A 23696-nucleotide genomic window follows, 5' to 3' on the forward strand; every position below is an offset into this window, starting at 1 on the left:
CATCAGACGGGTGGCGAGCAGCAGGACCTGGCGCTCGGTCTCATTGAGGCCGGTCAGCGCGGTGTCCAGCCATGCGTCACGCTGCGCCATATCGCGGGGTCAGGGATTGCGGCTGCTGACGGTCGTCGGCGGCGAGGGCACCGGCCGACATGGGCCCGTCGCGCCGCAAGTGGCCGAGGACGCTGTTCTTGTTGATGCTGAGCCCGTCCGCGGGGCGCTCCGCATACGGCCGACCAGCCGTGGAGCAAACGCCGCGGCGACGCAACACTGAACGTAAAGATCCGCCGCCCGATTTGGTCCGGACCATTGACACTAGTGGTCTAGTCCTGTTGTCTCGTGGGCGCGCGACCTCCCCCATGCCTCCCGACCATCACTCCCCACCATCCCCCTCCTCCCCCCCTCACTTCAGCTCCGCCTTCCCCCCACACCAAGGAGCGGCCCCCATGAGCCTCCGTTTCCCCTCCGGCAAGAGGGTCCTGACCGGCGTGTGCGCCTCCGTCGCCGCGGCCGGGCTGCTCGCCACGGTCTCGACGACGACCGCCGACGCGGGTACCACCTCCCACACGGGCACCACTTCCGCCACCACGAAGGCGGCACTCCCCGAGCACGCGCTCGTGGGCTATCTCCACTCGAGCTTCGCCAACGGCTCCGGGTACACCCGGATGGCCGATGTCCCCGACAGCTGGGACATCATCGACCTGGCCTTCGGCGAACCCACCTCCACCACCTCCGGCGACATCCGCTTCAGCCTCTGCCCCCAGAGCGAATGCCCGAACGTCGAGTCGGAGGACGAGTTCAAGGCCGCCATCAAGGCCAAGCAGGCCGCGGGCAAGAAGGTACTGATATCCATCGGCGGACAGAACGGCCAGGTGCAGCTCACCACCACCGCGGCCCGCGACAAGTTCGTCGAGTCGGTCGGGGCGATCATCGACAAGTACGGACTGGACGGCCTCGACATCGACTTCGAGGGCCACTCGCTGTCGCTGGACGACGGCGACACCGACTTCAAGAACCCGAAGACCCCCTCGATCGTCAATCTCATCGCGGCCGTGAAGTCGCTCAAGGCGAAGTACGGCTCCGACTTCGTCCTCACCATGGCCCCGGAAACCTTCTTCGTACAGCTGGGCTACCAGTTCTACGGCTCCGGCGCCTCCGGCGGCCAGGACCCCCGCTCCGGGGCGTATCTGCCGGTCATCCACGCACTGCGGGACGATCTCACCCTGCTCCACGTCCAGGACTACAACTCCGGGCCGATCATGGGGCTCGACAACCAGTTCCACAACATGGGCAACGCCGACTTCCACATCGCGATGACCGACATGCTGCTCACCGGCTTCCCCGTCGCGGGCAAGAGCGACAACGTCTTCCCCCCGCTGGACCCCTCCCAGGTGGCGATCGGCCTGCCCGCGAGCCCCAACGCGGGCAACGGCCACACCACGCCCGGCGATGTGTCCAAGGCCCTCAACTGCCTGACGAAGAAGAGCGACTGCGGCGGCTACGAGCCCCACGGCAGCTGGCCCGCCCTCCGCGGGCTGATGGCCTGGTCGATCAACTGGGACGGCTTCAACGGCGGCGAGTTCTCGAAGAACTTCGACACCTACTACGGCCGCTGAGCCATCGCCCCGGGCATGGGCGTCGGTGGCGCCCATGCCCGGGGCTTGCCTTCGTGTGCGCTTCAACTCCTACCGTTCACCGGCATGGAGACCATGGCGCACAACAGGACCCTGGGCCGCAGCGGCATCGACGTGAGCCCCCTCGGCTTCGGCTGCTGGGCCATCGGCGGTGAGTGGCAGTCCACCGACGGGCAGCCCCTGGGCTGGGGCAAGGTCGACGACGACGAGTCGGTGCGCGCGATCCGGCGCGCACTCGACCTCGGCGTGACCTTCTTCGACACCGCCGACGCGTACGGCACCGGCCACAGCGAACGCGTGCTCGGCCGGGCCCTCGGCAAGCGCCGCGGCGATGTCGTCGTCGCCACGAAATGGGGCAATGTCTTCGACGAGCGGACCCGGATCCGCGAGGGCCAGGACGACTCGCCGGAGCACGTACGCCGCGCCCTGACCGCCTCGCTGCGACGCCTGGACACGGACCACATCGATCTGTACCAGCTTCACATCTCCGACGCCGGTCCCGAGCGGGCCGCCCAACTCCGCGAGGCGTGCGAGGAGTTGGTGCACGAGGGACTGATCCGCGGGTACGCGTGGAGCACCGATGACCCCACCCGGGCCGCCGTCTTCGCCGAGGGCCCGCACTGCGCGGCCGTCCAGCACCGCCTGAACATCCTCCAGGACGCGCCCGAACTCCTCGCGCTCTGCGCGGAGTCGGACCTCGCCAGCGTCAACCGCAGCCCGCTGGCCATGGGGTTGCTCGCCGGCAAGCACACCGCCGGGAGCGCCCTGGACAGCGGGGACATCCGCAACGCACCGCCCGCCTGGCTGCCGGGGTTCATCGCGAACGCGGGCGCGGACCCGGCCTGGCTCCAGCGGGTCGACGCCCTGCGGTCCATCCTCACCAGCGACGGCCGTACCCTCGCGCAGGGCGCCCTCGCCTGGATCTGGGCCCGCAGCCCGCGGACGATCCCCATCCCCGGCTTCCGTACGGTCGCCCAGGCCGAGGAGAACGCGGGCGCGATCACGAAGGGGCCGCTCACGGCCGGGCAGATGGCCGATGTCGAGCGGATCCTGGGGCGGTGAGCGGAGGCGGTATGCGGTGTGTGGTATGCGGTGTGTGGTATGCGGTGTGTGGTATGCGGTGTGTGGTATGCGGTGTGCTCAGCGTGAGTCGACCCACCGCTGAATCGCCGCGTCGAGCCCCTTGAGGACGCCGTCGTCGGACATGGCGGTGCCGGACATGGCGGTTCCGGACGTTGCGCCCTCGGACGTTGCGCTGTCGCGCGAGTCGGCCCAGGCGATGACACCGTCGGGACGTACGAGCAGGCTGGGTGGCGACGTGGCGGAGGCGGGATCCGCCACGTACGCGATCCGGTGTTCCATCGGCCGCACGGCCCGCCCGAATCGCCCGTCGGGCGAACGGTCGACGAGGACGAAACGGCCGTCGTGGGCGTGGTCGGCGAGCCGGTCGCCGGAGGACAGCGCGACATCCCCGGCGATCGCGCCGACCGGCCCCGCCGCCCCATCGGCCACGTCATAGCGCTGTGTGATCCCGGACGTCAGCGCGACCACGCGGTTCATCGCGCCCGGCACGGTGAACAGTTCCCCGCCGACGACTTCGCGCAGCCGCGCCGTGTGTTCGTCGCCGCGCATCAGGGCCACCTGCGCCCGCGTCCAGTCGAGCACCCACGCCGCGATCGGGTGGCGTTCGCTCTCGTAGGTGTCGAGCAGTCCGGCCGGGGCGTCTCCCCGCACGGTCGCGGCGAGCTTCCAGCCGAGGTTGACCGCGTCGCCGAGGCCGAGGTTCAGGCCCTGGCCGCTGAACGGCGCGTGCACATGCGCGGCATCGCCCGCGAGCAGCACCCGGCCGCGCCGGTAGGACTCGGCCTGCCGGGCGTTGTCGGACCAGCGGGTCGCCCGGCCGCGCAGGCCCTTGAGCGTCACATCGACACCGGTGACCTCGCGTATGACCTCCTGGAGTTCGTCGAGCGTGACGGGGGCGTCGCGGTCCTGCGGCCGCGGGCCGAAACGGGCGACGAGAACGCGCCCGGGGATCGGGCCATAGGCGTAGATGCCACGGGGTGTCCACGTCCAGCCGCGGCTCAGCGCGCCGGGGTCGTCGAAGTCGGCCACCGCCTGGTACCCCACCAGTTGGGGATCGGTGCCGGTGAAGCCGATGCCCAGTTGCCCGCGGATCGCGCCGCGGCCGCCGTCGGCCGCGACGACCCACCCGGCCGTCATCTCGCCCGCGCTGGTCTCCACCACGACATCGGCGTCGCCGGTGAGGTCCGCTTCCGCCGCGGGTCGCGTGCCACCCGCATCGCGCACCCGCACACCGCGCACCTCGACACCGCGGCGCACCTCCACGCCGAGACGGGCGCAGTGCTCCCCGAGCAGCAGCTCGAGATCGTACTGGGGCACGAGGACGCCACCCGAGGCCGCGGTGTGCGCGGCCAGCACCGGGTCGCCCTGATCGACCAGCTCATCGCGGAACAGCATGCCCGCGAAATGCCCGGCGACCGGGAAGCGGCGCGCACCCCGCGCACCCCGGTCCAACTGGTCGACGAGGGCGTTCTTCCGGCCGCGGCCCGCGAAGGCACCGACGGACGCCAGCAGCCGGCGCTGCACATCCTCCGCGGCCGGCAACAGCCCGCGCCGGTCGAGGATCTCCGCGCTGGCGACATTGATCGACCCGGCCTTGATCGTCGGATCGGGCTCCTGAAGCCGCTCCAGGACCATCACCCGTACGCCCTGGAGTGCCAGTTCGCCGGCGAGGAAGAGCCCCGTGGGCCCGGCTCCGACGACGATCACATCGCTGCGCCGCATGACACGCTCCTTCTGCATTTACCCGGTAAACTTACTCGGTAAAGGTAACGGGAAGGGCTAGCGTTGTCACATGCCGAATCGAGGGGACCGTGGCGGAGCGCAGACCCGGGCTCGCATCGCTTCCGTCGCGACCGAGCTGTTCCTGGAGCGCGGGTTCGATGACGTGACCATCAACGAGGTCGCAGCGGCCGCCGGAGTGTCGAAGGTGACGGTCTTCGCACACTTCGACCGCAAAGAGGACCTCCTGTTCGACCGCTTCCCGGAGGCCCTCGACACCGTGCGAACCGTGCTCCGCGAGCGCGCGGATGACATGGACCCCGTCGAAGCGATGCGCCGAGCCGCCCTCGCGCTGGCCACGGAACGCCATGTGCTGTCCGGGCTCGGGGAGGGTGTCGAGCCGTTCCTGCGTACCGTGATGGCGTCCCCCGCGCTGATCGCACGGCTCCGCCTCTTCGCGTCCGAGATGGAGGAGACACTCGCGGCGGAACTCGACGCCGACGCGCGCTTCTCCGGTGACAGCACGCTGACCGCGGCCCTGCTCGTCGCCGCGTACCGCACGGTCGCCATCGACACGGTGCAGCGACGACTCTCCGGAGCGGACATCGAGGAGATCGGCGCCGCGCATCAACGCCGTCTGAGGCTCGCCTTCGACGCGCTGGCGGGTGGACTGAACAGGGCGTCGCCGACGGGGAGTTGAGTCTCGCCGGAGGCCGTCGCGGGGGCGGCTCAGACCACCGGGATGATGCCGCCGTCGACCCGGAACTCGGCCCCGGTGAGCCACTTGCCGCGGTGGGAGGCGAGGAACGCGATCATCTCCGCCACGTCCTCGGGTTCGCCGGGGCGCCCCATCGGCACCTTCAGGTGGTCCACGATCTGCTGCTTCACCTCGTCGAAGGTGACCCCTTGGCGGTCGGCCATCCGCTGGAGGTGGCCGACCGCTCCCTCCGTGGCGACGAAGCCGGGCAGCACGCACACCACGCGGACGCCGTGCTCCCCCACCTCAGTCGCCAGCTCGCGGCTGTACGCGTTGAGCGCCGCCTTCGCCGCGGCGTACGACGCCTCGGCACGCTGTGGGAGCCGACTCGCGATCGAGGAGACGTGCACCACGACGCCGGAGCCGCGCTCGACCATCCCGGGCACCAGGGCCCGGTCGATCCGGACGGCGCTGAGCAGGTTCATCTCCAGGTCGGCGAGCCAGGACGCGTCGGACCGCTTGAGGGTCGGCATCGGGGCGGTCGCGGCTCCCGCGTTGCTGACCAGGACGTCGATGCCCCCGACGCTGTCCAGCACCCGTCGGCCGAGGTCCGCCACGCCCTCCTCGGACCGCAGGTCCACGGGGAAGAAGGTGGCCGGCAGGTCTTCCGGGGGCGCGGTGCGCGAGGCCGTCAGTACGGTCGCGCCGGCGGCGGCGAAGCGACGGGCCGTCGCCTCTCCCAGTCCACGGCTGCCGCCGGTGACCAGCACTCGCAGGCCGCTGAACCCCTCATCCACGATCGTCATTCGGGTACTCCTTCAGTAAGGTGAACCGGACTCCGGAAACCGACTCGAGAAACTGTACACACAACCGGAGTCCGACTCACCTTATGGAGGACCGTTGCCGTCATCACGCCCGTTGCGCGCCGATGCCCGCCGTAACCGCGAAGCGCTCCTGACCGCGGCGCGCGAGGCATTCCTCACCGGGGACGCCGACGCCCATGTGGAGGAGATCGCCCGGCGAGCCGGGGTGGCGGTCGGCACGCTCTACCGCCACTTCGAGACGCGCGAAGCGCTCGTCGCGGAGGTGTACCGCCAGGAGGTCGCCGAACTCTGCGCGGCCCCCGCCCGGCTGCTCGCGGACCACGCCCCGGACGAGGCTCTGCGCCGCTTCCTGCTGCTGCTCGTGGCCCACTCGGCCGTGGGCAAAGGCATGGCCGAGGCGCTGGAGAGCATCATGGCGACGGACTCCCCGATCTTCGACGACGCACGCGCCGAGATGGCTCGCGCCCTGGACGAACTGCTCGCCGCGGGGGTCGCCGCCGGTGCCATCCGCCCCGGCGTCAGCGGACGCGTCCTGCTACGCGCGCTCGGCGGCATCTGCGGAATGCGCGCCAAGGGGTGGGAGGACGACGCGGTACGCATCACCGCGATCCTCTACGACGGGCTGCGCCTCGGCGCGGCGAGCCGCGGCTGAACGGCCCGCGTCAGTCGTCCGCCACCGGGTGGCCGACGGACTGCGCGGCCCATGAAGCGAGGATGCGCAGCCGGTCGTGGCTGGGTGTGCCGGGTTCGGCGGTCAGGGTGATGAGCTGCTGGTCGGGGTCGTCGGTGCAGGTGAGGAAGGACCAGTCGAGGGTGAGCTCGCCGACGACCGGATGCCGCAGGACCTTCGTGCCCGTGCCCTGGACGGCGACGCGATGGGCGCCCCACCACCGCCGGAAGTCGGGGTCCTGAAGTGACAGCTCGCCCACCAGCTTGGCCAGCCGTGGATCCTTCGGGTCCCGGGCGGCCTCCATGCGCAGCTGCGCCAGGCTGGTCTGTGCCACCCAGTCCCAGTCCGGGTACAGCGACCTGATGGCCGGTTCGCGGAAGACCAGCCGTACGAAGTTGCGCTGCTCCACCGGGATGCGCGCGAAGTCGGTGAACAGGGCTGCGGCCATGGGGTTCCAGGCCAGGATGTCGGTGCGCCGGCCCAGGACGACGGCGGGCGTGGTGGCGAGGTCGTCCAGCAGCCGCCGCAGTTGCGGGTGGACCTTCTGCGCGGTGCGCCGACGGGGCCGGGCGGCGTCCCGGCCGGACAGCTCGAACATGTAGGCACGCTCGCCGTCGTCGAGCCGCAGAACGCGCGCGAGGATGTCCAGCACCGGTTCGGAAGCCTGGCGGCGGCCCTGCTCAAGGCGCGTGTAGTAGTCGGGGCTGATCGACGCCAGCAAGGCCACTTCCTCCCGGCGCAGCCCCTTGACCCTGCGCCTGCCCGCCGAATCGGGCAGCCCGACCTGGGCCGGGCTCAGCTCCCTGCGCCGCGCCTTGAGGAAGGCGCCCAGTTCGCTGTGGTGCGCGTCGCTGCTGCTCATAGCCACAAGTCTGACAAACAACGACGGTCGTGACAGGGGGCCTGGCCTGTCCCAGGACAGCGTTGTCCGGGGACAGAAGACGCCCCTTACCCGCTCGCGTGGCGCATGCGAGCGTCGGTGCCGTGACCGGCGGACGGCCCGCCCCACTCATCCGCACCCACCATCCGCACCCACCCAGGAGCCACAGAACCGTGAAGGCCAACGTCACCTTTCCCAGCGACCACCTCGCCATCGCCGGGATTCTCTTCACCCCCGACGACCACGGCGGCGGCCGGTTGCCGGCCGTTGTCATCTCGCACCCGGGAGGCGGTGTGAAGGAGCAGAGCCCGAGCATCTACGCCGAGCGGCTGGCCGGCGCCGGGTTCGCCGCGCTCGTCTTCGACGCCGCCTACCAGGGCGAGAGCGAGGGCGAGCCGCGAGGTCTGGAGAACCCCTTCCAGCGAGCCGAGGACATCAAGTCCGCCGTGACCTATCTGACCACCCGTGACGACATCGACCCGGACCGTATCGGGGCGCTGGGCATCTGCGCGTCCGGCGGTTACGTTCCCTACGCCGCGCAGACCGACCACCGCATCAAGGGCGTCGCCACGGTCAGCGCCGGGGACCTCGGGTCGGTGTTCCGCGAGGGACTGGGCCGCACACAGGACCCGGCGGTCCTCCAGGCCATGCTCGACCAGGCCGGCGCGCTGCGCACCGCGGAGGCACACGGCGCGGCCCTGCGGCTGGAGGCGTGGATTCCCGACAACGCCGAGGAGCTGCTGGAGACCGCCACCCGGCAGTTCCGGGAGACGTACGAGTTCTACCGCACCCCGCGCGGCTACCACCCCCGCGCGAACCAGGGATGGGTGCTGCGCAGCATCGACCTGATCGCCCAGTACGACTCGTACGCGATGATCCGGCTCATCTCGCCCCGCCCCCTGCTGATGATCGCCGGTTCGGAGGCGGAGACCGCGTACTTCAGCAGGGAGGCGATCGAGAAGGCGGCCGAGCCCAAGAAGCTCGTCATCATCGACGGCGCCAGCCACATCGACCTGTACGACAGGGACGAATACGTCACCCTCGCCGTGGCCGAGCTCACCGCGTTCTTCGGCGAGCACCTGAAACCCCACCCGGTGCCCGTCGGCCATCCGACCGGCGGGCAGCGCTGATTTAACCAGTGGCGTCCCCGTGGCCGAGCCCCATAGCTTGTGCGCTCGTGACTGGTGATCCGGAGAAGCGTGCGGACCGACGTGCCCTCGGTCGGGTGTTCAACGAGGTGGCGGAGGTCTACGACCGGGTCCGGCCGGGGTACCCCGACGAGCTGTTCGCGGACCTCGTCGCCATCTCGGGCGTGGACGAGAGGTCGTCGGTGCTGGAGGTGGGCTGCGGCACCGGTCAGGCGACGCGCTCGCTGGCCGCGCTCGGATGTTCGGTGACCGCCATCGAGCCGGGCCGGGAAATGGCCGCGCTCGCCCGCCAACGGCTCGCCGCCTTCCCCAACGTCGAAGTCGAGACATCGACATTCGAGGAGTGGGACGATCGCGGCGCACGCTTCGATGCCCTCGTGGCCGCGTCCTCCTGGCACTGGATCGACCCGTCGATCGGCTGGCGGCGAGCGCACGATGTGCTCCGTCCCGGAGGCAGGCTGGCGCTGCTCGGCAACGTCGTGGTCCGCCGCCCGGGAGAGCCGGAGGTGTACGCCGAGACCGCCGATCTCCACGAACGGTTCTGCCCCGGGAACCCCGACTGGGGCCATCCGCCGCTCGAGGACGACGTACGCGGCACCGACGAGGGCTGGGGGCCGGCCGACGGCCCCGGCGGGCTGTTCGGCCCGACGACGGTCCGGTGGTACCCGGCCGTTCAGTGGTTCAACGGCGAGGGCTTCGCCGATCACCTTCGCTCGACGTCGCTCTACCGGAGGCTCGACCGCGATGTCCGCGAGCCCCTGCTCGACGCCATCGCCGAGCGCATCCTCACCCGAATGGGCGACAGGGCGTCACGCCGCTATCTGAGCGTCCTCCGGGTCGGCCGGCGGACCGGGCGGCATCAGCGAGAACGCTCCATGAGCTGACGCATCAGATGCAGTTCCTCCTCCGCGAGTTCACGCACCAGCTTCGCGGCGTGCTCAACGGGGCCACGGGACGAGGCGGTGCCCGCTTCGCGGAGGAGTTCCGCCACGTCGGTCCATTTCCTCGACACCACGCGGTACGCGTCCGAGAGATCGCGGAACTCGGGGACACCCGTGAGATCGGCGGCCTCGGCGAGGAAGTCGGCCCACATCGCGCGGAAGAGTCCCCCGCCGGTTCCCCCGTCTTCCATGATCGTGGAAATCTCGGCAAGCGCTTCTTCGGGGGATTCGAGGTTGTCCATCCATCCCGGCATCAGACCGGCGGCCTTGCGCATTCCCCTGAATCCAAAGTTGGAGATCGGGGGGTTCAGGAAGTCTTCGGCCGTCGTCCGAATGGATTGACGGGCGACGTCACCCAGGTCGGGCAGCGAGCCCTCGGGCGGGTTGATCGTGAACGAGAGGCTCCGTGAGCTCATCGGGCCGCGTGCGCTCCGGGCCAGCGCGAGGGCATCGCCGGAGGTCCACTGAAGCCCCAGCGGCCTGGTCTCGACCAGGGCGAACCTGTCGTCCTCGCGCCCGATACAGGCGACGTAGTGGGCCGCGAACCGGTAGCGGTCGGTGGAGTAGTCGAGGTGGAAGCGGTCGAGTTTGAGTCCGACGGCAGTCCCCGAGTCCAGCTCGTGGACCAGCCGCTCACGCGCCCGCTTCGGCGAGGACGTCTCCCGGACGGTCAACCGGAGACCCAGCGAATCGGTGACATTGGCAGTCAACCGATCGGGTCTGATGCGGCCCCCGATGAATGGCGTCGGCATCTTCTTGGTGTGCCAGTAGCCGAATGACAGACCGCTGCCGAGGCCGAAGACGAGCGGCTCCGACAGATCGATGTCGCACTGCCGCAGAAGGTTGACGAGCGTGGTCGATTCGCAATGTCTACCGACGAACGGCTGCGCGTCGATGAGTGACACGTGATCACTTCTCCCCTCCGTCGGGCACATCGTAGCCCGGCGTCCGGGACCGTCCGTATGACGGCGAGAACGCGCGCCGGCCGACGGCCGGCGCGCGGACGGTGATGGCCCCCGGCGGTGGCGAGGGACCCGTGACACCGGGGCCGAGCCGCGCGGCGGCCCGGCCCCGTCAGCGATCAGCCCTCGTAGCTCCGTATGGCGGCGACCTTCTCCGCCGACGGGGAGGTCTCGTCGAAGCTCTGCGCGAGCCAGTCGTCGGCGAGCGCGCGGGCGAGTTCCAGGCCGATGACGCGCTGGCCGAAGCAGAGGACTTGGGCGTTGTTGCTGAGGACCGAGCGGCGCACCGAGTAGCTGTCGTGGGCGGTGACCGCGCGGATGCCGGGGACCTTGTTGGCGCTGATGGCCACGCCGAGGCCGGTGCCGCACACCAGCAGCGCGCGGTCCGCGGCGCCTTCGGCCACCCGCCGGGCCGCCTCCACCGCGACATGCGGATAGGCGGTGTGTTCGTCGCTGCCCACGCCGACGTCGATGACCTCGGCGACCCGGGGGTCGGCCTGCAGATCCCGCTTGAGGGCTTCCTTGTAGTCGTAACCGGCGTCGTCGCAGCCGACGACGATCCGGAAGGGACGCGCGGTGGTCATACGGATTCGCTTCCTGTCGTCGCGGGGAGAGTGGCCACCGCGGTCAGCACCGCGGCGAGTGAGGTGGCTCCGGGGTCGGGGGTGCCCACGCTGCGGTCGGCGAGTGGGCGGGCGCGGCCCAGGCGGGGGCGCAGCCCGGCGGTGTTCTCGGCGGCCGTACGGGCCGCGGCCACGGCGGACGCGTACGCCTCGGACACCGGGGCTCCGCTCCGCAGCCCCGTGGTGAAGGCGGTGGCGAACGGCGCGAGGGCGTCGACCAGGGTCTTGTCGCCCACTTCGGCCCCGCCGAGCGAGGTGACTGCGGTGAGCGCGGCCGTGGCGGCGGACGCCAACTCCGCGCGCTCCGGCGCCCGGTCGGCAGGCAGCGCCGCGCCGATGGCGCGCAGGCCCACTCCCCACAGCGCCCCCGAGGTGCCCCCGGCCTCCGCCGCCCAGGCGTCACCGGCGGCGGCCAGCACCGCCGCCGGGGCGAGCCGGTCGGTGTGCGCCTTTTCGGCGGCCGCGAGTGCCGCGTCGACGCCCTTGGACATGCCACGGCCGTGGTCGCCGTCGCCCGCCACCGCGTCCAGCCGGCCCAGGTCCTCCGCGTCGCGGTGCAGTACGTCGCGGGCGGCGCGCAGGGCGTGGACGGTCAGTTCGGCGACCTCGACCGCCGCGCCGGACGCGGTGGCGGCGGACCGCTCCGGGCGGCGCGGGGCCGCGGCGGGCCGTACGGCGGCGTCGTCCACCGGGGGTTCCGGCGGTGGCGTCCGGCAGAAGGCCGGGGAGTCGGCCGGGGCGAGCCACAGCCGCTCCAGCTCCTCGTCCAGCCAGCTCAGGGTCAGGGAGCAACCGGCCATGTCGAGACTGGTGACGAGTTCGCCGACCTCGGGGCGTACGGGCGTGAGCCCCGCCTCCTCCAGCCGGCGGGCCACGGCGCCCCACAGCACGTACAGCTCCTCGTACTTCGTGGCGCCGAGCCCGTTGAGGACGACCGCGACCCGCCCGCCGTCGCCCACCCCGGCGGGCCGGTCCGCGAGCAGCCCCGTCACCAGGGCGCGGGCCAGGTCCTCCGCGGTGCCCAGGGTGTCCTCGCTGACCCCCGGTTCGCCGTGGATGCCGAGGCCGAGGCCCAACCGGCCCTCGGGAACGGTGAAGAGGGGCGCTTCGGCGCCCGGCAGGGTACAGCCGTCGAAGGCCACGCCGAGCGTGCGGGTACGGGCGTTGGTGTGCTCGGCGACGCGGACGACCTCCTCCAGGGAGGCGCCTTCCTCGGCCGCCGCCGACGCGGTCTTGAAGACGACGAAGCCACCCGCGATGCCACGCCGCCGCGCCGTCTGGTCGGCGGGGGCGGAGGCGATGTCGTCGGTGACGGCGAAGCAGCGGGCGGGAATCCCGTCGCCCTCCAACTGCCGTGCCGCGAGGCCGAAGTTCATCACGTCCCCCGCGTAGTTGCCGAAGAGGAAGAGGACCCCGCCGCCCGCCTCCGCCGCCTCGGCGACCGAGCGGGCGCGGGCGGCCGACGGGGAGGTGAAGACATCGCCGATGACCGAGCCGTCGGCGAATCCGGGGCCGACGACACCGCAGAAGGCGGGGTAGTGGCCGGAGCCGCCGCCGGTGAGCACCGCCACCTTGCCCGCGCGGGCGGGGCGGGCGCGCACCACACCGCCGGGCACGGCCCGTACGTGCCCGGGATGGGCGGCGGCGAAGCCGGTGATCATGTCGTCGGTGAACCGGGCGGGGTCGTTGAAGAGCCTGGTCATCGTGTGCTCCAGCCTTCGCGTGCGGTGTCGAGGGCCTGCCGGTAGGCGGCGTAGCCCTCGGCGTAGTGGTCGATCAGCCCGCGCTCGGCGGTGACGGTACGGAGCCGGGCGCGCCAGGCGCCGGGGTCGACCGGGGTGCCCAGGGAGCGCCAGGCGACATGGGCCGCGCCGCGGATGCCCACGGCGTCGTCGCAGACCTCCAGGTCGCCGCCGAGGACACCGGCGAAGATGCGCGCCCACTCCCCGGAGCGCGCACCACCGCCGCAGGCGGTGACGGTGCGGGTGACGCCGAGGGTCTCCATGCAGTGCCGGGCCGAGTAGGCGACGGCCTCGCACAGCGCCCGTACCAGGTCGGCACGGCCGGCCAGCGGGGAGAGACCGTCGAACCGGCCACGGGCCCGCGGGTCGACGAAGGGCGCCCGCTCGCCGCTGGTGGACAGGAACGGCAGCGCGGTGACGCCCGCGGCGCCGGGCGGGGACTGGACGAGCAGCGCGTCCAGCGCATCGATCTTCACATCGAGCAGCTTCAGCAGCCAGTCCAGGCCCGCGGTGCCGATCATCGCGGGCATGACCCGCAGGAACCGGCCCTCGTACGGGGTGGCCAGCACCATCCCGGCCGGGTCCTCGGCGAGAGCCGGGCGCGGCTCGGTGTCCAGGACCTGGGCGGCGAGGGTGGTGCCGATGATGAGGTTGCCCTCCCCCGGTTCGGCGACCCCCGAGCCGAAGGCGCAGGCGGGGATGTCGAACGGCCCGGCCGAGACCGGCAGCCCCGCGGGCAGGCCCAGCCGCCGGGCGGCGTCGGGCAGCAGCCGGTGCAGGGTGCCGGGCGGCGCCGGGTCCGGCAGCAGCCGGCGGTGTGCGGACAGCCCGCACAGCTCGAGCGTGGTCTCGTCGTAGGTACGGGTGGCCACGTCGAGGAACGGCTGCGAGGCGTCGGAGACATCGACGGTCACGGCGCCGGTCAGCCGTTGCACGACGGCGTCCACGCAGTATCCGGCGACCTCGGCCGCCTCCAGCCGCTCCGGCTCGTGTTCGGCCAGATGCGCCAGCAGGGGTGCCGCGGAGCCGGGGAAGAGTCCGACCCCGGTGCGCCGGTGCAGGGCGCGCAGGGTGCCGTCGGCGGTCCACCGGTCGAGCCGGTCCGCGGCCCGGCCGTCCATCCAGGACAGCGCGCGGCCGACCGGGGCGCCCGTGGCGTCGCGCAGCCACAGGCCGTCGCCCTGCCCGGTGAGGGCCAGGGCCTCGGCCGGTTCGTCGCCCAGTTGCGCGGCGTCGGCGAGCGCCGCCCGTACGACGGTCTCCACGGTGCCCACGACGTCGTCCAGGTCCTGCTCGACGCGGTGTCCGGGCAGGGTGTAGACGGTGCTGCGGGCCTCGTGCGCGGGGGTGGTCCGGCCGTCGCGGGAGATCAGCTGGGCCTTGGTGACCGAGGTGCCGATGTCGACTCCGACGATCATGGCCGGCTCCCGGTCAGCACCTCCGGATTGGCCACGTGCCGCAGCGGTTCGCCGCGCAGGAAGCGGGCGGCCTCGCCGGCGGTGATCAGGGCGGCCCGGTCGGCGGTCTGCCGGGTGGCGCCCGCCAGGTGGGGTGTGGTGATGACGTTGGGTGCCTTGTGCAGCGGCCAGTCGGCCGGGGGCGGCTCGATGTCGTAGACGTCGAGGGCGAGCGCGCCGAGCCGGCCCGACTCCAGCAGGCCGGGCAGCGGGGCGTAGTCGAGCAGCTCACCGCGGGCCGAGTTGACGAGGACGGCGCCCTCGGGCAGCAGCGCGAGGTTGTCCGCGTTCAGCAGATGCCGGGTCTCGGGGGTGACCCGGGCGTGCAGGCTCACCACGGAGCTGCGCCGCAGCAGGTCCTCCAGGGCGGTGAGCTCGACGCCGTCGGCGTGTGCCCGCGCCGGGTCCGCGTACGGGTCGGAGACGACGACGTCCGCGCCGAAGGCACGCAGCACCCGGGCCACGATCGAGCCGATGGCCCCGTACCCGACGAGGCCGACGGTGGCGCCGTCGAGCTCAAGACCCGCGTTCTCGTAGGCGTAGTAGTCGCCGCGCCAGGTGCCCTCCTTGAGGGCCGCGTCGGCATGGGTGATGCGGCGCATGGCGGCGAGGATCAGGCCGACGGCGAATTCGGCGGCCGCGGCGGCGTTGCGGCCCGGGGTGAAGGTGACGGGGATCCCGGCGGCGGTGGCGGCCGCCACGTCCACGTTGACCGGGCCGCCGCGGGCCACGCCGATGAACTTCAGGCCGGGTGCCTCGCGGATGACCCGGGCGGTGAAGGGCGCCATCTGGGTGACGGCGACGCTCGCGTCACCGAGCGCCTCCAGCACCTGTTCCTCGGTGCCGCTGGCCTCCTTGACCCCGCCGTTCCCCTGCCCGTCGGCCCCGACCGGCCCGAAGGGTTCGTTCGGCCAGCGGGTGCGCAGGGTGCGGAAGGTCAGCCCGGCGGAGGGCAGGCTCTCGCTCAGGGCGGCGGAGAAGAGCTCGGGGGCGATGAAGTCGTCGCCCGATACCAGGACCGTGGTCATGTCGGTCACTCCCCTCGGGGGTCGAGCCTGCTGAGCAGGAAGTCACGTACGGCATGGTGGTCCGGAGAACGGTATGCGGCGGCGGCCAGGGCGTCCTCGGCGGGTGGGTACTGCGGATTCGGGATGGCCACGACGGTCATCCCGGCGGCCGCGGCGGCGCGCAGTCCGTTGCTGGAGTCCTCCACCGCCAGACAGCGCTCCGGGGCCACGCCGAGGGCCCGCGCGGCGGCCAGATAGACGTCCGGGCTCGGCTTTCCGCGCTCCACCTCGGCGCTGGAGACGGTCGCCTTGAAGTGGTGGTCGACGCCGTGGTGGACGAGCACGGCGTCGATGACCCGGCGCGGCGCGGAGGAGGCGAGCGCCACGGGGGCCAGCTCGGCGGTGTCGGTGATCATCTCGCGGGCTCCGGGCAACAGACCGATACGGCCGTCGGCCAGGGCCTGGACCATGCCGTCCACGACCTCCCGTTCGGTGCTGGCGGCGGGGTCACCCGCCGCGCAGAACCGGGTGAGGTACGCGGCCCATTCGGGGGCGCTCATCCCCTGGACGTCGCGCGTCTGCTCCGGGCCCCATACGCTGCCGCGCGCGGCGGCGTAGCCGGCCCACAGCTCCTCCCACAGATGCTCGCTCTCGACGAGCACGCCGTCCATGTCGAAGACCACTGCGTCGGCCATGCGTACCCCTGATCTCCCGGCTGATGATGTCTGGCTGGCGGGGCACGAAGATGTCCGTGCGCCCGGCGGTGTCCGCCAGGTGGTGGCACCCGGCGGTGTCCGTCACAGCGAAATTAACAGTCACAGCGTGAGTTGTCACTGGTTCTATGTGAGAAATAAACACGGCAGGATGGAGGACATGACTACTCCCCCGTCGTCGCGCGGCGCGCGGCAACAGCGGCAGCAACTGATCGTCGAGCACGTTCTGGCCCAGGGGGACGCCGCCGTGTCCGAACTGGTCGAGCTGACCGGCGTCAGCCTGATGACGGTCCACCGGGACGTCGCCGAACTGGCGGACCGCGGCATCCTGCGCAAGTACCACGGCGGCGTCTCCGCGCAGCCCTCGATGGTCTTCGAGTCCAGTTCGGACTTCCGGCTGCACGCCCACACCGACGAGAAGCGGGCGCTGGCCCGCGCCGCCCTGCGGTTCGTGGCCCCGGGGATGTCGGTGATGCTGGACGACTCGACCTCGGCGCTGGCCCTGGCGCGGCTGTTGCCCGAGGTCGGGCCGCTGACCGTGGTGACCAACTACCGCCTGATCACGGAGGAGCTGCGGAGCGCCGAGGGCATCCGGCTGATCTGCGTGGGCGGCGAGTACTCGCGCACCCACGACTCATGGATCGGGCTGCCGGCGATGGACATGATCAGCGGCATCTCCGTCGATCTGAGCGTGCTCTCCACCTCCGGGATCACCGCGGGCATGACCTTCCACCAGGAGCAGGAGATCGTCAGCATCAAGCGGGCGACCCGGCAGGCGGGCGCGACGAGCGTACTGCTGATGGACCACAGCAAGGTGGGCCGTCGCGCGCTGCACCGGCTGGAGAGCGTGGACTCCTTCGACCATGTCCTGCTGACCGGTCCGGTGGACGAGGAGCTGCTCCGGGAGATGCGGGAGCTGACGGATGTGAGAGTCGTCGAGACCGAGTAGTTACCAACGAATCTCGTTATTCTTACCAGACCTCTTGATATTTCTCTCGGCTCGCTTGAGTATCTGCGGTCGTACTCCGTCATCCCCGCAGAGTGGAGGAAGCGATGCCGAAACCCTTGGTCCTGGGCTATCTGGGCGTACTCCTGTTCATGATCGGCGACGGTGTCGAATCCGGCTTCATCGCTCCGTACATGGCCGATCACGGCGCGGCGACGGACGTACGGGCCGGGTACGTCATCACGGTCTACGGCATCGCCGTCATGCTGGCGTCGTGGTTCTCCGGCGCGCTCTGCCAGGTGTGGGGGCCACGCCGGGTGATGTGGACGGGCCTGGCGATCTGGGCCGTCTTCGACGCCGCGTACCTGCTCTTCGCGCTGGGCACCGAGAACTACCCGATGATGCTGATCTTCTACGGCCTCCGCGGCTTCGGCTATCCGCTCTTCGCGTTCGGCTTCCTCGTATGGATCACCAACACGGCGCCGAAGGCCCGGCTGGGCACCGCGGTGGGCTGGTTCTACTTCGCCTTCACCGGTGGCCTGCCCACCCTCGGCTCGCTGTGGTCGAGCCTGACGATCCCCTCGCTCGGCCGCCTGGGCACCCTGTGGTCGGCACTCGCCCTCATCCTCATCGGCGGCGCCATCGCCCTGGTCGGCGCCCGCAACAGGCCCGGCGGCGACCGGATGGCGCCCCCGGAGGTCACCACCGGCGAGAGCCTGCGCAACTCCGTCTCCATCATCTGGACCCATCCGCGGGTGCTGGTGGGCTGCCTGGTCCGGGTCATCAACACCGCTCCGGAGTTCGGCATGCTGGTGTACCTGCCGCGGATCTTCTCCGACGACGTCGGCTTCGGCGAGGACAAGTGGCTCCAGCTGCTGGCGATCATCTACGGCACGAACATCTTCTTCAACCTCATCTTCGGCGTCCTCTCCGACCGCATCGGCTGGCGCACGACCATCGCCGGCTTCGGCGCGCTGGGCTGCGCGATCAGCGTCACGACGCTGTACTTCGTACCGACCTGGCTCGGTCCGGACTACTACTGGGTCGCGGTGCTCGCGGGCATGTTCTACGGCGCGACCCTCGCGGGATTCGTCCCCATCTCGGCCCTCATCCCGTCGATGGCGCCGGAGAACAAGGGCGGCTCGATGGCCCTGCTCAACCTGGGCGCGGGCGGCGCGGCCTTCGTCGGCCCGGCCGTCGCCAGCCTCTTCCTCCCCCTCGTCGGCGCCGGCGGAGTCACGCTGATCTTCCTCGCCCTCTACCTGGTCGCGCTCGTCCTGACGCTGACGCTCAAGCTCCCCGAGGAACGCGACGGCGAGCCGTCGGCCCCGAGCGCGGCGGACGACGGGCGGCGGTCCCGGACCGGCACGGCTTCGACCACCTCCTCGCCCGCCTGAGCCTGGGGTGCGGGGCCCCGCGTCGGCAGCCCGAACCACGGGGTCGGGCTGCCGGCGCAGCGCCTCCACCAGGTTCCGGCGATGTCCGCCGTACGGGCTTGGATAGGCTGCTCGCGCGACGCGACGAGGGGAGTCCGGGGTGATGGCACGGCCATTGAGCATCGCGGTGGCGCAGCCGAGGTGCGCCGCTCATGACGTGGCGGCCAACGCGGTGGCCCACGCGGAGGCCGTTCGGGCGGCGGACGCGCGGGTGGTGGTCTTCCCCGAGATGTCGCTGACGGGATACGAGCTGGACGCGACACCGGTGGCACCGGACGACGAGCGGCTGGCCCCGATCGTCGCCGCGTGCGCCGGGACCGGGACGCTCGCCCTGGTCGGCGCGCCGGTGGCGGGTCCGCGCATCGGCATCCTGGCATTGGACGGCGATGGCGCACGGGTGGTCTACGGAAAGGTCCACCTGCACCGCGGTGAGGCCGTCCACTTCGTGCCCGGGGAACAGCCCGCCGCGATCGACGTGGCCGGGTGGCGGCTGGGGCTCGCCGTCTGCCGCGACACCGGTTTCCCCGAACACGCCGCGAAGACGGCGGCGCTGGGAATCGACGGCTACGTGGCCGGTGTTGTGCACGCCGAACACGAGGCCGGGCTCCACGGTGAGCGCGCCCGCCGGGTCGCCGCCGACCACGGCGTGTGGGTCGCCACGGCGGCCTTCGCGGGTCCGACCGGCGGCGGCTTCGACCGTACGTCCGGCCGTTCGGGCATCTGGTCCGCGGCCGGGGAGCTGCTCGCCGAGGCGGGCGCCACGCCCGATGGGATCGCGCGAGCGGTCTTCGTGAAATGAGCCCGGCTTCACCCGGCTCCATCGAGTGAGCCGGGGCGGAGCGGCCGCGGGAGTCATCGCGTCAGAGTCGGAACGCCCTGCTCACCCGCTCGGCGAGAGCGTCTTCCGTCGTCATGGTGTCGACCTCGATGGTGGGCAGCCGGAGGCGCTCGGCCTCCTTCTCGAGGCGCGTGGTGAACATGCGATCCCGTTCGGCGAGGTTGCGCCCGGCCCGCGCCGGATCGCTGGTCCTCCGGACGAACCCTTCCTCCGCCGCCGACCGGCTCCGGATGGCGGCCTGACGGAAATCGGGGGTGGGAAGAAGCCAGACGGCGTGCTCAGGAGCGTCGAGCAGCGGCTTCACCAGACGCGGCAGCAGCCGGAACCCCTCGACGATGACGCAGGGCTCCGGCGGCAGACGAAGAAGGTCTTCGACGATCAGGCCGAAGCCCTCACCCCGAAACCAGTGGAACGTCTCGAGCATGACCTCCGGAGACCGGTTCACCCAACGCTCGTCCATGTCCATGGCGATGAACCGATGCAGAAACGGCGCCTCCTCGGGGGTGGTCCGCCCGGCGTGTTCCCGCATCACGTCGTCGGTCGCGTAGCGGCGCCACCCGTGGCGGTCGGCGAGCCGGCGGGCGATGGTCGACTTGCCCGCGCCACTCCCGCCACCGAGCCAGAAGACGTGGCGCAGCCGCGCCGCGAGCTCCGCGGCGTCGGCCACTTCTTCGTACTGTCCGGGCCGCATATCTCTCCGATCCGAGGGCCGACCAGATGAAGGTACCTGGTGGGCCCCGAGGTGTCGCGGGAGCGCGCACGCTCACCCGCGCGCCGTGACCGTCGCCCAGGGCCTGTCTGGGGGGATCCGATGGCCGGCTGACGGTGAAGTCGATCCTGGCCGCGTGTCGTGTCGCACCGTACGCCACCGCTACTCGGCTGCGGGCCCGGCGGCGGGCACCCGGCGGCCGGCGGTGGCCGCTCGCGTGGCGAGTCCGATGGTTCGGGTGAGCGTCATCGCCACGGCCATCAGCAGCAGCGCGTCGGTGAGGGCGTCCGCGGTCACCTGGTGGTCGGCCATCCAACGGCCCAGCTGCCGGGCGAACCAGTGCTCCGATCCGTACGAGAACGCGGCCCGTGCGCCGATCACGACGATCCACAGCGCCGCGTAGGCGAAGCCCGCGCGGCTGACCGGCTTGCCGGTCGTGGGGCTCGCGTAGACCGTGGTGAAGGTCATCGCCAGCAGGCCGACGATCAACCCCGCGACGACGGCGGCGAGTTCGAGCGCCAGGCCGGAGCCGTGGGTGGCCGGGCTCTTGATGAAGAGGGGGACGATCGCGGCGGCCATCAGCAGCGGCCGCAGGACGCGCAGCTTCCCGATCTTGCGGTGGGGTCCGAGGTCCGCCTCCAGGACGGCGATCAGGACCGCACCGTTGATGATCATGGCTTGACCGATGGTGGACATGGGATGGCGAGCCTCTCGGTGGACGGTGTGCCGCGGATTCGGCCCGCTCAGGCTCGTTCCGGTACGCGTTCCCGCGCGCCGTAGCGGAGGGTGACCTCCGGGGTGATCACTTCGGCCGCCCGGTGGTACCGGTTCCCGGCGCCGGTACCACCCGCGGATCACCCCACGGATCACCCCGGAGGTCACCGCTCGGGGTGACGCGGCGCCCCTCGGGCCTTCCTAGCCTCGGGGCGAGTCGACAGGCGACGCGACCGAAGCGTGGCCGACGGGAGTCCTCCAGTGAACGTGCTGCAAGTGCTGGCCGCGATCGCCATCGTGATCTTCGTCGTCGCGCGTCAGCTACGCGGCGAGCCGCTGCGCGGCAAGCGGCTGATCCTGCTTCCCGCGATCATCGCCGTCATCGGATTCACCAGCCTCGGCAAGGGTGGCCGCCATCTCACCACGACCGATCTCGCCTGCCTCGTGATCAGCGCGGTGATCGCGGCCGGAATCGGCACCGCCCAGGGCGCGCTGCTGCGGCTGGAGCCGCGCGCCGGGGTGCTGTGGGCGCGGATGCCGGCGTACGGACTGTGGCTGTGGCTCGCGCTGGTGGTCTCGCGGGTCGTGATGACGCTCGTCGCCATGGCGCTGCACGCTCCCGTGGCCGGCTCCTCGGCGCCCGTCCTGATGCTGCTCGGCCTCAACCGGCTCGGCCAGGCCGCCGTCGTCACACCGCGCGCCCTCGCCTCCGGTGTGCCGTTCGCGCCGGAGAAGGACGGCCGCCCCTTCGATATGCGGGGCGCGCTGGCGGGGCTGCTGGGCGGGTCGGGCGACCCGTCGGCGCCCGGCGCGGAGCGGCCCACGCGGCAGCCCCGGCCCACGGAGTATCCCGGCCCCGCGGCGTCGAACGACCGGTCGGCGCGTGACCTGCTACGCGACCGGCGCCGCCGGGAACAGCGATGACCGGACCACACCGACCGGCGCCGCCGGGAACAGCGATGACCGGACGACACCGACCGGCGCCGCCGGGAACAGCGATGGCCGGGCGGCGCCCGGCAGGCGACCCGCACCCGGCATCCACACGAGCCGGCGAAGGAGCGGCGCCCGCGGACGAGGTACCCCCCGGCGCCGCGGCCGAGCCGTCCGCGGGTCGCTATCCTGCATCCGTGCTGCGTACGGTGTCATGGCTGATGAGGGCCGGCGCGTACGCGTTCATCGGCCTGCACACCTTCACGGGCCCTCCGGCCGGGGCCGGGGCGGTGACCCTGGCCGTCGTCACGTACGCGCTGGGCGGCCTGGCGCTGCTGCTGTGGGAGTTCACCCACGCCCTCGGCGACGAGGCCGCGCGGCGTGCGCCGCGGATGCCGATCCTGCTCGGCGTCGCCGCCGCCCTCTCCGGCTACGCCAGCGCCTTCCCGCACGCCGGAGCGCTCATCGGGCTCTCGCTGATGGCCGTCATGCACCTGGGCACCGAGCTGAGCCTCCCGGTGGGCTGGGCCGTGGCGGGCTGCACGGTGGTGGCCCTGGAGACCGGGGTCCTGGTCGCCGGGGCGGGCCGCGGGTTCGCACTGGGCTATCCGGTGCTGGTGGCGCTGGTCCTGATCGCGAGCCACAACCGGCGCGCCTACCGGGTACGCGCCGAGCAATCGGCCGCGATGCTCGCCCAGAGCGATCTGCTGCGCGCGGAGCAGCGCCGGGTGGCCGTACTGGACGAACGAGCCCGGATCGCCCGTGAGATCCATGACGTACTGGCCCATTCGCTGGGCGCCCTGAGCATCCAGATCCAGGCCGCGAGCGCCGTGTTGACGGATCACCGGGACATCGACCGTGCCGTCGCCGTGCTCGACGGGGCGAGGCGGCTGACCGCCGACGGGCTCGCCGAGACCCGCCGCGCGGTGCACGCCCTGCGCTCCGACCTCGCGCCGCTCGACGAGGAACTGGGCACGATGGCGGACACCCACCGGCAGCGGCACGGCGTTCCGGTACGGCTCAAGGTCGAGGGCGAGCCCTCCCCGCTCCCGGCAGACCAGGCCCTCTCCCTCTTCCGTACCGCGCAGGAAGCCCTGACCAACGCCGCCAAACACGCCCCCGCCCAGCCGGTGGAGGTCACCCTGACCTATGAGGACGAACACGTGACGCTCACCGTCGACAACCCGCTCGGCGCACCACCTTCCCCTCGGCAAGCACCCGCGTTCGCCACCGTCGACGGCGGCTACGGCCTCACCGGAATGCGCGAGCGCCTCCTGCTGCTGGACGGGACACTCGACGCGGGGGTACGGGACGGACAGTGGCGCGTCCGGGCCGAGGTGCCGCGATGAGCGCCCAGGACATCCGGCCGCTGCGGATCGTGGTCGCCGACGACCAGGCCAGCGTGCGGGAGGGCCTGGTCCTCATGCTCGACCTGCTGCCGGACATCGACGTCGTCGGCTCCGCGGCCAACGGACGGCAAGCGCTCGACCAGGTCGCCGAGCACCACCCGGACGCGATCCTCCTCGACCTGCACATGCCGGTGCTCGACGGCACCGAGGCCACCCGCCGACTCACCGCCGAACATCCCGAGGTCGCCGTCGTCGTCCTGACCACCTACGCCGACGACACCTCCGTCCTGGAGACGCTCCGCGCCGGGGCCCGCGCCTACCTCACCAAGGACGCGGACCGCCTGCACATCGCCCGTACCCTGCACAGCGCCGTCGCGGGGCTCTCCGTCCTCGACCCCAGGGTCCAGGCCACCCTGCTCGCCGCGGCGAGCGCTCCCACCGCCCCTCCCCCGGAGCCCGACGCCGCGGACCGGCCGCTCCCGGACGGCCTCACCCGTCGTGAGGCGGAGATCCTCACGCTGATGGCACGCGGTTCGACCAACGCGGAGATCGCCGCCGCCCTCTTCCTGAGTGGCAACACCGTGAAGACCCACATCAACCGGGTCTTCACCAAGACCGGCTCCCGCGACCGGGTCGCGGCCACCCGCTACGCCCGCGACCACGGCCTGGACTGACCG

Annotated in this window: 22 protein-coding genes and 1 pseudogene; 12 read left to right on the forward strand and 11 right to left on the reverse strand. The window is 71.9% G+C overall.

All coding sequences use genetic code 11. The features are described from left to right. Positions 1 to 596 precede the first annotated feature (596 nt). Both NP777_RS08395 and NP777_RS08400 read left to right on the forward strand, forming a co-directional pair. Positions 597 to 1613: pseudogene (locus NP777_RS08395) on the forward strand (chitinase); the annotation flags it as partial. Between the two features lie 84 nt (positions 1614 to 1697). Continuing rightward, a complete protein-coding gene (locus tag NP777_RS08400) occupies positions 1698 to 2693 on the forward strand; it encodes an aldo/keto reductase (RefSeq protein ID WP_256649420.1) in 996 nt (331 codons plus the stop codon). Positions 2694 to 2771: 78 nt separating this feature from the next. On the opposite strand, the gene NP777_RS08405 is transcribed toward NP777_RS08400, so the two are convergent. Then, a complete protein-coding gene (locus NP777_RS08405) occupies positions 2772 to 4436 on the reverse strand; it encodes an FAD-dependent monooxygenase (RefSeq protein ID WP_256649421.1) in 1665 nt (554 codons plus the stop codon). Between the two features lie 70 nt (positions 4437 to 4506). Here NP777_RS08405 and NP777_RS08410 point away from each other — a divergent pair, with 70 nt between their 5' ends. Further along, complete coding sequence (locus NP777_RS08410) at positions 4507 to 5133, forward strand: TetR/AcrR family transcriptional regulator (protein WP_256649422.1); 627 nt, start codon at positions 4507 to 4509, stop codon at positions 5131 to 5133. A gap of 29 nt (positions 5134 to 5162) precedes the next feature. Here the strand turns inward: NP777_RS08410 and NP777_RS08415 are convergent, their stop codons facing one another. Further along, positions 5163 to 5936 (reverse strand): oxidoreductase, encoded by a 774-nt coding sequence (locus NP777_RS08415; protein ID WP_256649423.1) that lies wholly within the window; start codon positions 5934 to 5936, stop codon positions 5163 to 5165. 94 nt (positions 5937 to 6030) lie between these two features. On the opposite strand from NP777_RS08415, the gene NP777_RS08420 reads away from it, so the two are divergent. Further along, entirely contained in the window at positions 6031 to 6606 is a 576-nt protein-coding gene (locus NP777_RS08420) for a TetR/AcrR family transcriptional regulator (protein ID WP_256649424.1), read from the forward strand. A 10-nt stretch (positions 6607 to 6616) separates the two neighbouring features. Here the strand turns inward: NP777_RS08420 and NP777_RS08425 are convergent, their stop codons facing one another. Continuing rightward, positions 6617 to 7486 (reverse strand): helix-turn-helix domain-containing protein, encoded by an 870-nt coding sequence (locus tag NP777_RS08425; protein ID WP_256649425.1) that lies wholly within the window; start codon positions 7484 to 7486, stop codon positions 6617 to 6619. Between the two features lie 191 nt (positions 7487 to 7677). On the opposite strand from NP777_RS08425, the gene NP777_RS08430 reads away from it, so the two are divergent. Next, a complete protein-coding gene (locus tag NP777_RS08430; RefSeq protein WP_256649426.1) occupies positions 7678 to 8634 on the forward strand; it encodes an alpha/beta hydrolase in 957 nt (318 codons plus the stop codon). A 47-nt stretch (positions 8635 to 8681) separates the two neighbouring features. Then, the gene (locus NP777_RS08435) at positions 8682 to 9536 is read left to right on the forward strand and encodes a class I SAM-dependent methyltransferase (RefSeq protein ID WP_256649427.1); all 855 of its coding nucleotides are present in this window, start codon (positions 8682 to 8684) and stop codon (positions 9534 to 9536) included. Here the strand turns inward: NP777_RS08435 and NP777_RS08440 are convergent. The 6 genes from NP777_RS08440 to NP777_RS08465 form a co-directional block, all read right to left on the reverse strand. Further along, positions 9512 to 10498, reverse strand: coding sequence for a BtrH N-terminal domain-containing protein (locus tag NP777_RS08440; protein ID WP_256649428.1), 987 nt, complete (start codon positions 10496 to 10498; stop codon positions 9512 to 9514). The two genes, NP777_RS08435 and NP777_RS08440, sit on opposite strands and share 25 nt — an antisense overlap. A 176-nt stretch (positions 10499 to 10674) precedes the next feature. Continuing rightward, positions 10675 to 11139: a ribose-5-phosphate isomerase gene (locus NP777_RS08445; RefSeq protein ID WP_256649429.1), complete on the reverse strand. Its 465-nt coding sequence runs from the start codon at positions 11137 to 11139 to the stop codon at positions 10675 to 10677. Further along, positions 11136 to 12881: a dihydroxyacetone kinase family protein gene (locus NP777_RS08450; protein WP_256649430.1), complete on the reverse strand. Its 1746-nt coding sequence runs from the start codon at positions 12879 to 12881 to the stop codon at positions 11136 to 11138. The genes NP777_RS08445 and NP777_RS08450 overlap by 4 nt, the downstream gene beginning before the upstream one ends. Next, positions 12878 to 14338 (reverse strand): FGGY-family carbohydrate kinase, encoded by a 1461-nt coding sequence (locus NP777_RS08455; protein WP_256649431.1) that lies wholly within the window; start codon positions 14336 to 14338, stop codon positions 12878 to 12880. The genes NP777_RS08450 and NP777_RS08455 overlap by 4 nt, the downstream gene beginning before the upstream one ends. Next, the gene (locus NP777_RS08460) at positions 14335 to 15405 is read right to left on the reverse strand and encodes a 2-hydroxyacid dehydrogenase (protein ID WP_256649432.1); all 1071 of its coding nucleotides are present in this window, start codon (positions 15403 to 15405) and stop codon (positions 14335 to 14337) included. Before NP777_RS08460 ends, NP777_RS08455 begins: the two co-directional genes overlap by 4 nt. 5 nt (positions 15406 to 15410) lie before the next feature. After that, positions 15411 to 16079 (reverse strand): HAD family hydrolase, encoded by a 669-nt coding sequence (locus NP777_RS08465; protein ID WP_256649433.1) that lies wholly within the window; start codon positions 16077 to 16079, stop codon positions 15411 to 15413. Between the two features lie 178 nt (positions 16080 to 16257). On the opposite strand from NP777_RS08465, the gene NP777_RS08470 reads away from it, so the two are divergent. The 3 genes from NP777_RS08470 to NP777_RS08480 all read left to right on the forward strand — a co-directional run bounded on the left by NP777_RS08470 (position 16258) and on the right by NP777_RS08480 (position 19278). Further along, entirely contained in the window at positions 16258 to 17046 is a 789-nt protein-coding gene (locus tag NP777_RS08470) for a DeoR/GlpR family DNA-binding transcription regulator (RefSeq protein ID WP_256649434.1), read from the forward strand. Positions 17047 to 17150: 104 nt separating this feature from the next. Further along, positions 17151 to 18440, forward strand: coding sequence for an MFS transporter (locus NP777_RS08475; RefSeq protein WP_256649435.1), 1290 nt, complete (start codon positions 17151 to 17153; stop codon positions 18438 to 18440). 142 nt (positions 18441 to 18582) lie between these two features. Continuing rightward, the gene (locus NP777_RS08480) at positions 18583 to 19278 is read left to right on the forward strand and encodes a carbon-nitrogen hydrolase family protein (RefSeq protein ID WP_256649436.1); all 696 of its coding nucleotides are present in this window, start codon (positions 18583 to 18585) and stop codon (positions 19276 to 19278) included. Positions 19279 to 19339: 61 nt separating this feature from the next. Here NP777_RS08480 and NP777_RS08485 read toward each other — a convergent pair whose 3' ends face one another. Together NP777_RS08485 and NP777_RS08490 are read right to left on the reverse strand one after the other, a co-directional pair. Next, positions 19340 to 19984, reverse strand: coding sequence for an AAA family ATPase (locus NP777_RS08485; RefSeq protein ID WP_256649437.1), 645 nt, complete (start codon positions 19982 to 19984; stop codon positions 19340 to 19342). 204 nt (positions 19985 to 20188) lie between these two features. Further along, positions 20189 to 20722, reverse strand: coding sequence for a hypothetical protein (locus NP777_RS08490; RefSeq protein ID WP_256649438.1), 534 nt, complete (start codon positions 20720 to 20722; stop codon positions 20189 to 20191). A 279-nt stretch (positions 20723 to 21001) separates the two neighbouring features. On the opposite strand from NP777_RS08490, the gene NP777_RS08495 reads away from it, so the two are divergent. The 3 genes from NP777_RS08495 (at position 21002) to NP777_RS08505 (ending at position 23693) form a co-directional block, all read left to right on the forward strand. Continuing rightward, positions 21002 to 21664, forward strand: coding sequence for a hypothetical protein (locus tag NP777_RS08495; protein ID WP_256649439.1), 663 nt, complete (start codon positions 21002 to 21004; stop codon positions 21662 to 21664). A 203-nt stretch (positions 21665 to 21867) separates the two neighbouring features. Beyond that, on the forward strand, positions 21868 to 23019 hold the full coding sequence (locus NP777_RS08500; RefSeq protein WP_256649440.1) for a sensor histidine kinase: 1152 nt from the start codon (positions 21868 to 21870) through the stop codon (positions 23017 to 23019). Next, entirely contained in the window at positions 23016 to 23693 is a 678-nt protein-coding gene (locus NP777_RS08505; protein ID WP_256649441.1) for a response regulator transcription factor, read from the forward strand. The genes NP777_RS08500 and NP777_RS08505 overlap by 4 nt, the downstream gene beginning before the upstream one ends. Positions 23694 to 23696: the final 3 nt, after the last annotated feature.

It is taken from the genome of Streptomyces rugosispiralis (genome assembly GCF_024505145.1).
In the GTDB taxonomy this organism is placed as follows: Bacteria; Actinomycetota; Actinomycetes; order Streptomycetales; family Streptomycetaceae; genus Streptomyces; species Streptomyces rugosispiralis.